Source organism: Altibacter lentus (assembly GCF_000746845.1).
Lineage (GTDB): Bacteria > Bacteroidota > Bacteroidia > Flavobacteriales > Flavobacteriaceae > Altibacter > Altibacter lentus.
This window is the reverse complement of record NZ_KN050846.1, coordinates 1,304,497-1,318,952: the sequence shown is the minus strand read 5'-3', so window position 1 is coordinate 1,318,952 and position 14,456 is coordinate 1,304,497. Positions and strand designations below refer to the sequence as shown.

Annotated in this window: 17 protein-coding genes; 6 read left to right on the top strand and 11 right to left on the bottom strand. The window is 43.6% G+C overall.

Annotated elements, in window-relative coordinates:
- Positions 1 to 107 precede the first annotated feature (107 nt).
- Entirely contained in the window at positions 108 to 3,644 is a 3,537-nt protein-coding gene (locus tag JS40_RS14785) for an HYR domain-containing protein (RefSeq protein ID WP_084677449.1), read from the top strand.
- Between the two features lie 9 nt (positions 3,645 to 3,653).
- Positions 3,654 to 4,121 carry a T9SS type A sorting domain-containing protein gene (locus JS40_RS06200; RefSeq protein ID WP_034259176.1) on the top strand — a complete coding sequence of 156 codons (468 nt, stop codon included), beginning with the start codon at positions 3,654 to 3,656 and terminating at the stop codon, positions 4,119 to 4,121.
- Positions 4,122 to 4,197: 76 nt separating this feature from the next.
- Here the strand turns inward: JS40_RS06200 and JS40_RS15225 are convergent, their stop codons facing one another.
- The 11 genes from JS40_RS15225 to JS40_RS06155 form a co-directional block, all read right to left on the bottom strand.
- Positions 4,198 to 4,329 carry a 30S ribosomal protein THX gene (locus JS40_RS15225; protein WP_084677448.1) on the bottom strand — a complete coding sequence of 44 codons (132 nt, stop codon included), beginning with the start codon at positions 4,327 to 4,329 and terminating at the stop codon, positions 4,198 to 4,200.
- Positions 4,329 to 4,457 carry a hypothetical protein gene (locus JS40_RS15635; RefSeq protein WP_262482544.1) on the bottom strand — a complete coding sequence of 43 codons (129 nt, stop codon included), beginning with the start codon at positions 4,455 to 4,457 and terminating at the stop codon, positions 4,329 to 4,331. The genes JS40_RS15225 and JS40_RS15635 overlap by 1 nt, the downstream gene beginning before the upstream one ends.
- A 78-nt stretch (positions 4,458 to 4,535) precedes the next feature.
- Positions 4,536 to 5,303: a tryptophan synthase subunit alpha gene (gene trpA / locus JS40_RS06195; RefSeq protein WP_034259174.1), complete on the bottom strand. Its 768-nt coding sequence runs from the start codon at positions 5,301 to 5,303 to the stop codon at positions 4,536 to 4,538.
- Between the two features lie 133 nt (positions 5,304 to 5,436).
- Positions 5,437 to 6,621: a tryptophan synthase subunit beta gene (gene trpB / locus JS40_RS06190; RefSeq protein WP_034259173.1), complete on the bottom strand. Its 1,185-nt coding sequence runs from the start codon at positions 6,619 to 6,621 to the stop codon at positions 5,437 to 5,439.
- On the bottom strand, positions 6,611 to 7,213 hold the full coding sequence (locus JS40_RS06185) for a phosphoribosylanthranilate isomerase (RefSeq protein ID WP_233273944.1): 603 nt from the start codon (positions 7,211 to 7,213) through the stop codon (positions 6,611 to 6,613). The genes trpB and JS40_RS06185 overlap by 11 nt, the downstream gene beginning before the upstream one ends.
- Before the next feature lie 26 nt (positions 7,214 to 7,239).
- Positions 7,240 to 8,022, bottom strand: a complete 783-nt coding sequence (trpC, locus tag JS40_RS06180) for an indole-3-glycerol phosphate synthase TrpC (protein ID WP_034259169.1) — start codon at positions 8,020 to 8,022, stop codon at positions 7,240 to 7,242.
- Entirely contained in the window at positions 8,019 to 9,017 is a 999-nt protein-coding gene (gene trpD, locus JS40_RS06175; RefSeq protein ID WP_034259168.1) for an anthranilate phosphoribosyltransferase, read from the bottom strand. The genes trpC and trpD overlap by 4 nt, the downstream gene beginning before the upstream one ends.
- A 1-nt stretch (position 9,018) precedes the next feature.
- Positions 9,019 to 9,585, bottom strand: coding sequence for an anthranilate synthase component II (locus JS40_RS06170; protein ID WP_034259166.1), 567 nt, complete (start codon positions 9,583 to 9,585; stop codon positions 9,019 to 9,021).
- A gap of 1 nt (position 9,586) precedes the next feature.
- Positions 9,587 to 10,984, bottom strand: coding sequence for an anthranilate synthase component I family protein (locus JS40_RS06165; RefSeq protein WP_034259165.1), 1,398 nt, complete (start codon positions 10,982 to 10,984; stop codon positions 9,587 to 9,589).
- A gap of 176 nt (positions 10,985 to 11,160) precedes the next feature.
- Positions 11,161 to 11,715, bottom strand: a complete 555-nt coding sequence (locus JS40_RS06160) for a YceI family protein (protein WP_233273943.1) — start codon at positions 11,713 to 11,715, stop codon at positions 11,161 to 11,163.
- Between the two features lie 48 nt (positions 11,716 to 11,763).
- Positions 11,764 to 12,222 (bottom strand): MarR family winged helix-turn-helix transcriptional regulator, encoded by a 459-nt coding sequence (locus JS40_RS06155; RefSeq protein ID WP_034262163.1) that lies wholly within the window; start codon positions 12,220 to 12,222, stop codon positions 11,764 to 11,766.
- Between the two features lie 162 nt (positions 12,223 to 12,384).
- On the opposite strand from JS40_RS06155, the gene JS40_RS06150 reads away from it, so the two are divergent.
- The 4 genes from JS40_RS06150 to JS40_RS06135 all read left to right on the top strand — a co-directional run bounded on the left by JS40_RS06150 (position 12,385) and on the right by JS40_RS06135 (position 14,421).
- Positions 12,385 to 12,930, top strand: a complete 546-nt coding sequence (locus tag JS40_RS06150) for a TlpA family protein disulfide reductase (protein ID WP_233273942.1) — start codon at positions 12,385 to 12,387, stop codon at positions 12,928 to 12,930.
- Between the two features lie 8 nt (positions 12,931 to 12,938).
- Complete coding sequence (locus JS40_RS06145) at positions 12,939 to 13,571, top strand: thioredoxin family protein (RefSeq protein ID WP_034259161.1); 633 nt, start codon at positions 12,939 to 12,941, stop codon at positions 13,569 to 13,571.
- 100 nt (positions 13,572 to 13,671) lie between these two features.
- On the top strand, positions 13,672 to 13,983 hold the full coding sequence (locus JS40_RS06140; protein ID WP_034259159.1) for a rhodanese-like domain-containing protein: 312 nt from the start codon (positions 13,672 to 13,674) through the stop codon (positions 13,981 to 13,983).
- A 9-nt stretch (positions 13,984 to 13,992) separates the two neighbouring features.
- The gene (locus JS40_RS06135; protein WP_034259158.1) at positions 13,993 to 14,421 is read left to right on the top strand and encodes a rhodanese-like domain-containing protein; all 429 of its coding nucleotides are present in this window, start codon (positions 13,993 to 13,995) and stop codon (positions 14,419 to 14,421) included.
- Positions 14,422 to 14,456: the final 35 nt, after the last annotated feature.

The following is a 14,456-nucleotide window of genomic DNA, read 5'->3' as shown; positions in this document are numbered from 1 at the left end:
ACGGCGACTTACCGTTTAACCATTTTTTGTTCCGTTGGTCTAATAAAGTGGCAAAAGCCTAATAATTAGCATATTTTTAAGATACTAACTCTAAATATGTTAATATTATGAAAAGAATTACTATGTTTTTAATGGCACTGTTTGTCACGTGTTTTACGTGGCAGATGGGTGCGCAACAATTTTCGTCGCTTTCGGATGCGTATGAGTCAGGGTTGACTCCTACTCCGAAAAACACAACTGAAACCTCAAGCTACTCAATAGTTACTGAGACACCTGTGAAAGCTATCACAAGTACGTTTAGTGATAGAGCAAGCTTTCAAGGGGCATGTAACGTTAATCTCACCTTGGAAGATTTTGCAGGTGGACCCGGCGGTATTTCGGGATGCGGTGATGTTCTTAGCGATGCCGGAGGACCTTGCTATGCTCCCGGAGAGATACAGTCCGGATTCAATATCACAAGTGACGGAGCAGCCGCTTCGAGCCCTAGGGTGTATTATGCCGAAGCAGGCTCCGGATTTGGCAATGATGTTGATGTGGTAGGGGCAAACTTTTTCGGGGATACCTTTGTCATGAATTTTACAAGCAACGTCAATGCCTTTGGTTTTGACGTCGTTTCTCTTGCAGGTGGCACGTCTGTCGATATTAGCGTTTATGGAGCTAGTGGATTATTGGCTACGTATACCATAAGTCCTTTAGATAACGCGACTTCCTTTTTTGGATTAATTGCAGATGAAGTAATAACCAGTGTTGAGATATTTGATGCTGCGGGTGGAGCTGAAGGCATTGGGATGCTTGAGTTTGGGTTCAATAATGCCCCTACCATCGCATGCCCACCTAATGCTATGGCCAATACCGATCCCGGTGTGTGTGGTGCCGTTGTGAATTTCACAGATGCCGTGGCAATTGATGCCGAAGACGGTCCTGTTCCGGTAATGCAAACCATGGGTCCTGCCAGTGGGAGTGTGTTCCCCGTAGGAGATACCATTGTGGAATTTACGGCTACAGACGGATGTGGTAATTCTTCTACCTGTCAGTTTATAGTAACAGTGGTAGACAATGAGGTGCCGACCATCGCTTGTGCGCCGGACGTTACACAAACCAACGATGCCGGCATGTGTGGGGCCAACGTTACCGTTACGCCACCAACGCCTATGGATAACTGTCCAACTGCATTAGCTCCTGTAATAGCCGGTCCTGTTACGCAATTTTTGGGAACTTCCGGTTTATTAGATACGCCTTCAACCGTTACCGGTCTAAGTAATTCAGTTGGTGGAGATGTTAGTATAACTGCCGACTATGACGGGGACTGGAATTCTACCGTTGAGGATTTTGAACTTCTTGGTCCAGATGGATCTACCATTTTCTTCAACGATGCCCAAGGCGGCCTAGATTGTGTTTTACAATCAGATACTTTTACAGTAGCAGAAGCCACCTGGAACGGATGGATTACAACCTATGGTAATGATCTTACTTTTACTCTGTTGGCAGATTCTTCTGTGAATCCTACCACTCTATGTGCTAATAATTTTTACCAGTTAACAATTACTCTAGGACAAGGAGCTACCTTAACCAATGACTATAATGGAACAGCCGATGCTTCAGACTTCTATCCTGTTGGGACTACACCAGTAGTTTGGACCTTCACCGATCCAAGTGGAAATTCTGTATCGTGTACTCAGAATATTACAGTAACCGATGACGAAGCTCCTATGATCGTCTGTGAGGGCGAACCGGGCGTATTCAATGTCACTGAGAACTTTGACGGCGCGACTATCCCGGCAGGATGGACAACCGTTATCGTTAACGGTTTACAGGACTGGACCTTTGGTTCAGGAGCCGTACCGGGAACAGCAGACTTCACAACCAATGCAGCTATCTTTGATGATGACGCAGCCGGTGGCACAGGTGATAACCATGTGGCCCATTTACTGTCTCCGGTATACGATCTTTCAGCTTCTGTAACTGCCGACCTGTCTTTCGATTATGCATTAGGTGACTTTGCAGGTTCCGGATTACTAAGAGCCGAAGTTTGGGACGGTGCTGCATGGCAGCAAGTGTTCTTGGCTGATGGAATGGATATTCCACCGAGTCCGTCGGGCGTGATCGATGTTTCTGCTTTCGCAAATGCCGATTTCCAGGTTCGTTTTACATACGATGATGAAAATTCAGGATGGAACTGGGGTGCCGGTGTGGATAACTTCCAGTTGGATTATGAATCCTCCACTGCACCACCTTTTGATGTAACCTTAGATGCCAACGGAATGGCAACCATCGATGCTTCTATGCTCTTGGTAAGTGTTACTGAAAACTGTGGCACCTGGATAGCGACCGTAGGTGGTCCTGCTTCAGCAATGACCGTTACAGAGTGTGGAAACGCTCCCGAACCAATACCTACAACAGGAACTTCCGGACCTATGAACCCTTCTATTGCTTCTGTAACAGATGCCGGAGTTATAGGAACCGATTATACATTAGATAATATCGCAGTAGATATTCAACATACGTGGGCAAGTGACCTAGATGTGACCTTAGTATCACCGGGAGGTACTTCCATCGATGTAATGTTGGATCGAGGTGGCAGCACCGGATTGGATACCGCAGCCACACTTATATTTACCGATGCTTCCGGAAACGATGTTACCATGTGGACAGGTGGTGCCCCGGCAGCAGATTATCAAGCTGAAGGCGGGTTGTTCAATACGGTTTTTGCCGGTGAGTCTATCACAGGCGACTGGACATTGAACATCACCGATGATACAGGTGGCGATTCAGGAACATTGAACAGCTACTGTATTACATTCGCTCCAATTGTTGACACAACAGTTAGTTTTGACTGTTCACAATTAGGAGAGAACCAAGTGGAGGTATTTGTTACTGATAACAGCGGGAATTCAACTAGCTGTATCGCTACAGTGAATGTTATCGATGATACCGATCCTGTTCTTATCTGTATGGATGCTACTATTGAATTAGGTGCCGATGGAACTGCTGTGGTAGATCCTATGGATCTTCTTGGAGTGGCTCCTAGCACCTTCAATGCTATGGTGATTGGTAGTGACACAGGAACTATTGGACCTTCTGAAACTACAGATTTCACCATGACAGTAGCAACAGCCGAAACAGTAAGTTTTGATTGGGATTACACGATCACCGACCTTCCAGGCTTCGATAGTTTTGGATATTTGGTAAATGGTACGTATACACAGTTGACCGATGACGGCATCGGAAACCAGTCCGGTAGTGCATCAGTAACGCTTGCGCCGGGAGATGTGTTTGGATTTAGAAGTGTAACCGATGATAACTTTGGCGGTGGTAACGAAACAGTCGTTAGCAACTTTATGCCAGGGTTTACCGGACAATTCGATCCGGCCAACTGGACGCTCAACTTATCGCCAGGGTCTAATGGTGACGCCTTCTTCGTGGAAATACCAGGAGGACCGTTATCCTTTGATGCGTGTGGTATCACTGTATTGGCAGTGGATGTGACCATGGTAACTTGTGCTGATATCGGAACGCCTATTACGGCTACCGTATTTGCCAGTGATGCCAGTGGAAACATTGCTTCTTGTACCTCTGTGATTACCGTGGTTGACCAATTGGCACCGGAGATCACTTGTCCTGCAGACCAGACCGTAGATCCGTGAGCGGACAACTTGTTCTATACTGTACCGGATTACTTCGCTACAGGTGAAGCCACTGCAACAGACAACTGTACCGATCCTGTAACGATCACCACACAAGACCCGGCAGCCGGCACTCAGTTGGCCGATGGTGTCTATACCGTGACTCTTACAGCAGAGGATGAATATGGTAACGTAGCTACGTGTACCTTCGAGTTGACTGTTGAGACCGTTCTAGGTGTGAACGATACATCGTTAGACAATGCAATTGTGATGTATCCAAACCCGGCACGTGATATCTTGACCATCTCCAATACGTCGAATATCGTTCTTGAGAAAGCAACGATCTACGACATCAATGGTAAGCGCATCAACACCATCGACCTTCGCGGTATGCAAGGGGAGAAAGTGATCGATGTATCTGCCTTGGCATCCGGAGTATATGTGGTAGAGATCGCAAGTGAGCAAGCAAGTGTTGTAAAACGACTCATTAAAGAGTAAGCACTTATTGTATTAAATACAAAAGCCCCTTCTCGAAAGAGAAGGGGCTTTTACTTTATTAAGGTTGCTTATCGGATTATGCTCCTTTTTCTTGATTTCCTTTTACGGTTTTTGATCGTAAATTGAATTTTTTACGTTTTGGACGTAGTTTTCCAAAAGTTCCCAGAATAATCTTTCCGCGTTTGGTTTTTTTATCTCCCTTTCCCATTACTTTTTATTTTGCTGCTTTTTAATGGTTTTCTCGTCAATATCAAACTTATTAGTCTTTTGATTTATATTCCCCGTTGGGTTGGTGGGGGTTTTCTGTTCGGTTTTTCTTTCAAATTTCTTAGCCATAATAGTATTCTTTTAAATTCACTTATTAAAATAGCCAATTGGTATCACAAATAATATTAAGGACTTGCTAAAGTGAGGTTAAATTTTTCTAATGGACGATACAAATTTCGGAATTGCCTCGACCCCTTTGTCTTTAAGAAGTGAAATAAATGCACTGCCTATAATGGCACCCGAGGTATGTTCTATCGCTGCTGAAAATGTTTGGGCATTATTGATCCCGAATCCTACTATTTGCGGATTTTCAAGTTTCATTTGTGCGACACGTCTAAAATAATGTGTATGCATGTCGCCAAAGCCTTGTGTGCTTCCCGTTGTGGCGGCACTGCTTACCATATAGATGAAGCCGCGGGATGCCGCATCGATTTCACGTATTCGGGTATCGCTTGTTTGTGGAGTGATCAAAAAGATATTGAGAAGACCATACCGGTCGAATATCGATTTATAATGATTGGTGTATTCTGCCAATGGTAGATCGGGAAAGATGACACCGTCGATCCCAATATCTGCACATTTTTTACAGAATGCTTCTACCCCATACTGAAGTACAGGATTGAAATAGCCCATTAGAATCAACGGAACGGAGATTGTTTCGCGTATTCCTTGAAGCTGTTCGAACAAGACGGCAGTGGTCATTCCATTTTGCAATGCCTGTGTAGAACTGGCCTGGATTGTGGGACCGTCTGCCAAGGGATCGCTGAACGGCAATCCTATTTCTACCATATCGACTCCGTTGTCTTCCAATGCTTTTAAAATGGGTACTGTATCATGTACCGAAGGGAACCCTGCCGTAAAATAAATGGACAGTATCTTTTTGTCCTGCCGTAATCGTTGTTCTATTCTATTCATTTGTTTTCAAAATGCGTTAGGGACCTGCCTATTGGCAGGCTTGTTGAGGCGGCATCCCCCCAAGTTGCTTGGGGGATATAGCCGAAAGCCCGCCCCGCTGGTCGCTTTTAACAAAGTGACAGCGGGGAACGCCCTACTTTAAATTAAAATAATCAATATAGGTGGCGAGGTCTTTATCACCCCGCCCGCTTAGGTTCACCACAACAACATCTTCTTTTTTAAAGGATCGTTGTTTAAAGATCGCCAAGGCGTGACTTGTTTCTATGGCGGGAATGATCCCTTCCAGTTCGCTGAGTTCTCTGCCTGCAAGCATCGCCTCATCATCTGTGATGGATATAAATTCTCCGCGACCACTAGCGAACAAATGTGCGTGCATAGGGCCAACACCCGGATAATCCAATCCCGCCGAAATAGAATACGGTTCTGTGATCTGGCCGTCGCTGGTTTGCATTAAAAGGGTTTTACTCCCATGGATGATCCCAATCTTTCCCAACACCGAAGTGGCTGCGCTTTCCCCGGTATCGATTCCTTTGCCGGCGGCTTCAACGGCAATAAGACCTACCTGTGTGTTGTCGAGATACTCGTAATAGGCTCCGGCTGCATTACTGCCGCCACCCACACATGCCACTACATAATTGGGGGTTTCGCGCCCTTCTTTTTCTAGAAGCTGTTGCTTGATCTCCTGAGAGATCACACTTTGAAACCGAGCGACCATGTCCGGATAGGGGTGTGGTCCTACCACACTTCCAATGATATAATGTGTATCGACGGGGTTATTGATCCAATCTCGAATTGCTTCATTGGTCGCATCCTTTAGGGTCTTACTGCCACTGGTCGCCGGAATTACACGGGCTCCTAGCATCTTCATGCGGGCTACATTGGGTGCCTGGCGCCGGATATCTATTGCGCCCATATATACAATACACTCCATACCCATTAAAGCACATACCGTAGCGGTGGCTACACCGTGTTGTCCTGCGCCTGTTTCGGCAATGATACGTGTTTTCTTGAGGCGTTTTGCCATTAAGATCTGGCCGATGGTATTATTGATCTTGTGGGCACCCGTATGACATAGGTCTTCACGTTTTAAATAGATCTTTGTGTTATATTTTTCTGAAAAACGTTTGGCAAAATAGAGTGGGGTAGGCCGACCCACATACTCTTTCAATAGTTGCCCAAATTCTTGCTGAAACGAAGGTTCCTCAAGTATTGCTATGTACCTGGAACGAAGTTCTTCTACGTTGGGATAGAGCATTTCGGGAATGTACGCTCCCCCAAACTCTCCATAGTAGCCCATATCATTTATATTATAGGTCATCGATAAATTTTTTTAAAATAGCTGTGTTTTTTCTTCCGGGCTCATCCTCGAACCTACTGTTCACATCAACGGCATGCAAGGGAAGTTTGGACCTGTTTATTTTATGTATCCTCCCCAAGTGTTCCGGACCAATTCCTCCACTTATTATAAATGGTTTTTGTGAGGGATACGCTTTTAAAACGCTCCAGTTAAATGCTACCCCATTCCCTCCTCTATGGTCACCTTTGGTGTCGAATAGATATTTGTCTACCACCTCCTCATACGGTAAGACTTCGCTGCAATTGAAGGTGCTCGTAATCCCAAAGACCTTCCATATTTCTATCTTTTCTGTATGCTTCTGAAGGATCTCTTGACGCAACTCGCGGCAGAATTGAGGGGTTTCATCACCGTGTAATTGAATTGCAGTGAGTCCATACTGCGTTAGGGTTTCTAAAATAGTAGTAATATCAGCATTCACAAAAACACCTACGCGGCCCATGTGTTTTGGTATGTCCGGGAGTTTTCCCTCCCAATATCTCGGGCTTTGCCGGTAAAAGATAAAGCCTATATAATCCGGCGCGAGCGAAACCACTTGAGCGCAATTGTACTTCATGCCACATACTTTTATACTTACTTTTCTCATACCAAAGATTTCATGAATTGTTGTACTTCGTTTGCGGGGTCTTCCGATTTCATGAATTGTTCACCAATAAGAAAGCCCTGGAATCCATGTGACCGTAACTTTTTGATATCTTCCGCCGTCCGAATACCACTTTCAGAAACTTTTACAAAAGTGGTAGGGATGTAAGACGATAGTGCAACACTTGTAGCAAGGTCTACCTCGAATGTCTTTAGATTCCGATTGTTGACTCCTATCATGTCAATCGTAGGGTGGAGCGATCTTTTAAGCTCTTCCTCGTCGTGAACCTCTAGTAATACGTCCAGCGAGAGTGTTTTCGCCAAGGTAGAAAGTGCGATGATCTCTTTTTCTGAAAGACAGGCGGCAATAAGTAAGATGGCATCTGCTCCATAGGCCTTGGCTTCGTAGATTTGATAACCATCAATAATGAATTCCTTCCGAAGCAATGGCAACCCTACCGCAGATCGGGTCAAAAGCAAATCATCTAACGACCCCCCAAAAAATGGCGTGTCCGTAAGGACAGAAATTCCGCTTGCTCCGGCTTGCTCATACGCCAAAGCGATCGATTGTACCTTTGCGGTTTCATTAATGACGGATCTGCTGGGGGAACGTCTCTTAAATTCAGATATGATCCCTGTATTGGACGTGCGAAGTAATTGAGCCAAGGATCGGGGCGTTCGCGTAAATAAGTGAGAACGTTCCAATAGCGCGACAGGAAACGCATGTTTTTTAGCAGCTACTTCACGTTGTTTTTGTGCGATGATGGTATCCAGTATATTCATAAACCTTTGTCCATTTGTTGTAATTGTTGCAAGCAGAGAAGTGCTTTACCGCTTTCCAGTGAATATTTTGCCTTTTCGAAACCTTCGTTGAGTGTGCATTGTTTCATTTCGGCAATCGCCAGTGCCGCATTGGCACACACTACATTTTGCTGAGCATCTGTTCCTTTTCCTTTTAAAATGTTCATGAATAAATTAGCTGATTCTTTTACCGAGCTACCCCCGTATATATCAGGTGCAGCCAAAGATGTGACGTTAAAATCTGAAGCGTGAAGAATGGTCTCTGTGCTTCTGGTGATCACTTTTGCAGGACCGGTGAGTGAGATTTCATCGTAGCCGTCCATAGCGTGCACAATGGTATAATTTGTAGTGCTCTTTTGATAGATGTACCCGTACAGGCGAGCAAGTTCAAGATCGTACACACCCACCAATTGATTGTTTGGCTGTGCGGGATTCACCATTGGGCCAAGCATATTAAAAAAGGTCTTTACTGCCAATTCCTTTCGTATGGGGGCCACATGTTTCATGGCGGGATGAAAGAGTGGCGCGTGCAGGATGCAAATACCGGCCTTTTCCAAGCATTTCTTTAAATGCTCTTCATCATTACTAAAGGTAATGCCAAATGCTTCCATGACATTACTGCTTCCGCTTATGGAAGAGACGCCGTAGTTGCCGTGCTTGGTCACCAAAACTCCAGCGCCTGCTGTTACAAAGGACGCAAGTGTTGAAATATTAAAGGTGTTCTTTCCGTCACCGCCGGTGCCACAAAGGTCTATAGTATTGTAATCATCCATCGCAACCTTAATGCAAAGGTCCAGTAAGGCTTCTCTAAATCCTGATAATTCGTCCAGAGTGACACTACGCATCATATACACAGTGAGGAATGCCGCGATCTGACTTTGGTTGAATTTTCCTTCGGAAATGGCCACCAGAACATCACGAGCTTCGTCTTTGGAGAGCTGTTCATGACTTATAAGTCGGTTTAAGAGTGCCTTCATATTAATTATCTATCCAGTTTTTAATGATCTGTTTACCCTTTGGCGTAAGTACGCTTTCGGGGTGGAATTGTACCCCGCGAACGTCGTAAACTCTGTGCCTTAACGACATGATCTGACCGTTGGGGTCTTCAGAAGTAATTTCAAGAACACTTGGAAAAGCCTTTCTGGAAACAACCCAAGAATGATACCTGCCTATCTCCAATTCACTGTCCAATCCTTTAAATAGCTGCTCGTCCGTTACCAAAACTTTGGCCTTGGTGGCAACTCCATGGAAGACCGTTGCCAGATTCTCTAAGGAGCCCCCAAAGACTTCTCCAATTGCCTGTTGGCCCAAGCACACCCCGAGGATGCTTTTAGTGGACGCATATTGCGAAATGAGTGGTTTTAAAAGTCCGGCTTCGCCGGGTATTCCCGGTCCGGGGGAAAGGAGAATCTTATCGTAGGACGCCACTTCTTCTAATTGAAATTGGTCGTTTCGTTTTACGGTGACCTCACAATTCAGTTCTTCCAGATAATGCACCAGATTATAAACAAAACTGTCGTAGTTATCAATGACTAATACTTTCATTCTATAATGTTTCTGCGAGCTCCATCGCTTTTGTGAGCGCTCCCAATTTGTTGTATACTTCTTGTAATTCTTTTTCTTCATCGCTTTGGGCTACAACGCCGGCTCCTGCCTGATAATGTAAATGGTGGTCTTTGCTTAAAAAAGAGCGGATTATGATGGCGTGGTTGTAGTTCCCATTAAAGTCCATAAACCCTATGGCCCCTCCGTAGAATTCACGACTGGTCTTTTCGTACTTCTCTAAGAGCCGCATGGCGTTGTGTTTTGGCGCACCGCTAAGTGTACCGGCGGGAAACGTATCTGCTACGATCTGCATGGTAGGCGTGGCAGCATTTTTTTTAGCACTTACTTTGCTTACCAGATGTATCACATGGGAAAAGAATTGTACCTCCCGGTAGGTCTCTACGGTTACGTTCGTTCCGTGACGGCTAAGGTCATTACGTGCTAAATCCACCAGCATCACATGCTCACTGTTTTCTTTGGTATCTAATGACAGTTGCTTTGCAAGTTCAGCATCTTGCTCATCATTGCCGGTGCGTTTAAAGGTGCCGGCAATGGGGTGGATTTCGGCGCTTCCGTTCTTAACGACCAGCTGTGCTTCGGGAGAACTTCCAAAGATCTTGAATTTTCCGTAGTCGAAATAGAAAAGATACGGACTGGGATTCACGCTTCGCAGAGCTCTGTACACATTGAATTCGTCACCGCTAAATTTTTGAGAAAATCGTTTGCTGGGAACTATTTGAAACACATCTCCGCGATGGCAATGCTGTTTGCAGGTACGCACTAATTCTTTGAACTCATCATCTTTCAGATTTGTAGATAAGCTCCCTTCACGGTGAAAAGGATATTCAGAAAAATTCTTGGATTGCAGAAGCTGCTCTATCTCGGGGATATTGTTTTCAGTTTCATAACAGTGTGCGAATATATAGGCCTCATTGTTAAAATGATTTATCGCGATCACGTTCTTGTAAATGGCGTAATACAGATCCGGAATGCCTAGTGCGTTCTCTTTTTTTGAAACTGAAACTGACTCAAAATAACGAACCGCATCATAAGCGGTGTAGCCAAATAGCCCGTTATTGATGAATTTATGTGAGGTGTCTGCTGAAGCGAACGAGCCTGCAAATAGCTCTAGAACCGTAGGGATATGTATGTTGGATGTAATAGTTGTTTCGATGATTTTTCCATCGGGAAATTCTTGTCGTATCATTTCATCTGCGACCCTAATCGATGCAATTGGATTGCAGCAAATGTAGCTAAAGCTGTTATCGTTGGCATGATAGTCACTACTCTCCAGCAGGAGGCTGTTTGGAAATTTATCCCGTAGGCGCAGGTATACGGACACCGGGGTTAAGGTGTCGGCAAGACGTTTTTTGGAAAAAGTTGTAAAGGTGTATTTCATAACATAAAAAAAAGGCTTGTCGCGATTGACAAGCCTTAGTATCTTAATTACATACGATAGTGCTTAACTCACGACGATTGACGTAAGGTATTCCACCACCAAATATGTACTGTGTTTGTGATCATAATTTCGATTCAAATATAGAAATGAATTTTTGAAACACAAGCCTTTCTTACTTAAAATTTTAGCAAGACATCCAATTCGAAATTATCGGATATGGTATTATCTCCTAAACTATCAAATATACTTCCGCTACCATAACGAACACCATATTGGGTACGGTCTATTTTTAAACTTGTTCGTGCTGCGGTTTCACCCATGATCAATTCGAAGGTAATGGGATTGGTTGCTCCTTTAATAGTGAGGTCTGCGTTGACTGTATGGACATTGCCTTTCTTGGTTGCACTTTTTATCACTAGCGTGGCTGTAGGGTAGGTTGCAACTCCAAAGAAGTCGTCACTTTTTAAATGTCCTTCAAGTTTGGCTCTGTTCTCTCCGCTCAGGTCGGTGTTTTTTAGGGAGGTCATATCCACGACGAACATGCCGCCTATAAGATCATCACCTTCTACTTCCAGATACCCTTCTTTTAAATTAATGGTTCCTGTATGGGAGCCCAGAATTTTTTTTCCTTTCCATTCAATGGTACTTTCCTTAATATCGATTCTTTTTTTCATAGGTGTAGTAAAAGCAACTGTGGTAGCTGCAACGGTTAAAATTAAAACTGATTTCATGATTGTTTTCATAGCTGTAATGATTAAAGAGTTATTTATTATTAGGGTTTAGTGTTCGTCCTTTCGTAGTTTGTCCAATAATCTGTTGAGGGTATCAAGTTCGGTTTCAGATAAGTTATCGAGGAGCGCCTTGTTATTTCCTTCGGTAAGGGGATCTAATTCCTGAAGCGTTTCCATTCCTTTTTCAGTGATGAATATTTCAACCTTTCTGCGGTTGTTCTTACATATTTGACGTCTTACCCAGCCCTTTTTTATTAGTTTATCCACGAGGCGCGTAGTGTTGCTGTTCCTGTCTACCATGCGCTCCTGAATGGTCGATAAGTTGGCGGGATTTCCTTTCTGACCCCTTAGGATCCGCAAGACATTATATTGTTGTATGGAGAGATCATACGGTTTTAGTATAGCCAGAATAGTTTCTTCTACCATGCTGCTGGTATAGGCCATATTGATCACCGTCTTTGTGGGGAGTGACATGGCTTTGGATTGTATGACGTCTTCTATCTTCATATTTGTTATTACAATATTTGTATATACAAATGTAAGGTTTGATTTTGAATTACAATGAATTTTAACAAAATTTTGCATGCACTTCGAATAAGCGTTCGATTTAACACAAAACGAAGTGTTAAAAGCAGTGGGAATTGACAGTATTTTAAATATTTTTAGGTCGTGAAAAAAATCCTATTCAGTTTAATGGTTATGGTGTGTATTGCCTGCGGAAACAATACAAAAGAAGATACTACCGTAACAGCTTCAGAAGTAATTGAAGACAAAACGGCGGTGGTTTCTCCCGGAGAAGGGCCCATACCCACAGTGGATTACGATGGACTGGAACCGTACCTTACTAAGGATAACGATTCTACCTATGTGGTTAACTTTTGGGCAACCTGGTGCAAACCATGCATTAAGGAAATGCCTTACTTTGAAAGAATACAAGCCGAATATGCCAAGGAAAAAGTTCAAGTTGTTTTTGTAAGTTTGGACTTTCCCGATAAACTAAATACCCAGGTGATTCCGTTTATTGAAAAGAATAATATCCAATCCAAAGTAATACTGTTGGATGACAGCGATGCGAACTCCTGGATACCCAAGGTCTCACAAGAGTGGAGTGGAGCGATCCCTGCAACGGTAATATATAAAGGTAAGGAGCGTAAATTCTATGAACGTTCCTTCTCCTATGAAGAACTGAAAAAAGAAGTAACATCAATTTTATAAAAATAACAATGAAAAAAAGATATTTAAGTATTGTCCTCTTCCTTGCATTAGTGAGTGTAGCGGTATTAAGTAGTTTTAAGAGCATACAGCCTGCGGCCGTCAGCAACGGATATACTATTGGGGATGTGGCTACAGATTTTAAATTGAAGAATGTCGACGGAAAGATGGTCTCGTTATCCGAATATAAAGATGCGAAAGGATTTATCGTGATCTTTACCTGTAATACCTGCCCTTATGCTGTGGCAAGTGAAGACAGGATCAACGCTTTGGATAAGGAGTACAAATCAAAAGGGTTCCCGGTGATTGCTATCAACCCCAACAACCCCGAAGTACAACCCGACGATACCTTCGCAAAGATGCAAGAAAAGGCAAAAGAAAAGCAATTTACTTTTCCTTATCTGTATGACGAGAGCCAGTCCATTTTCGCTAAATACGGTGCCACAAAAACACCCCACGTATATTTGCTTCAGAAGGAAAAAGGGAAACATATTGTAAAATATATTGGAGCGATAGACGATAATGTGCGTGATGCCAGCGCTGTTAAAGTACCCTTCTTGGCCAATGCCGTTGACGAATTGCTCGCCGGAAAAGAAGTTTCGGTGAAGGAGACCAAAGCTATTGGTTGTTCTGTAAAGCAATAAGTATTTGCTTGCAAAACCTATCACAACTGACTTTTTTTCTGAAAGGTCAGTTTTTTTATGAGCAGTAAACTCGAATTAGTATTTTTACAAAAAATAAACAATTATGGATTTATCACAGTCCCAATGGAAAGCACAACTAGAATCCGATGACAATGCTGTCATTATGGATGTAAGAACGCCACAGGAAGTGGAAGAGGGTTATATTCCAACAGCGATTCATCTGGATATAATGAACGCGGGAAACTTCATGGAAAAGACCAAGAGTTTGGATCCAACCAAGAATTATTATGTGTACTGCAGGTCCGGTGGTCGCAGCGGTCAAGCCTGCGCCATATTGAACTCTCTTGGGTTTAAGAATACCTATAACCTTTTGGGTGGTTTTTCTGAATGGGAAGGTGATACAACGGTATAAATCACACCTATGAAAATATTTGCCTTATTATTTTGTATCCTTCTAAGCTTTCAGAGTTGTAAGGAAAAAAACGAAACAACCATAGGGTTGGAGACCGGAACCTCTAAGACAGAGCAGACAACCATTCAAGTGGTGTCCCCAAATACGTTTCAAAAGCAAATTTCGCAATCGGAAACCCCGCAAATAGTGGATGTTCGTACGCTTGAAGAATTTGAGGATGCTCATTTGGCCGGAGCTGTGAATATATCTGTCACGACCGGGAACTTCCAAGAGAAGGCAGCGGCACTAAACAAGAACGCTCCTGTATATCTTTACTGCCGCAGTGGGGGCCGAAGCGCCCGTGCCGCACAAGAGTTAGAGGAAATGGGATTTTTAGAGATCTACGATCTTGAAGGAGGCATTACCGCATGGCAGGCTGCGGGACTGCCCACACAGTAAAACAAGCATCTTAATATTTTAACACATTGATTTAC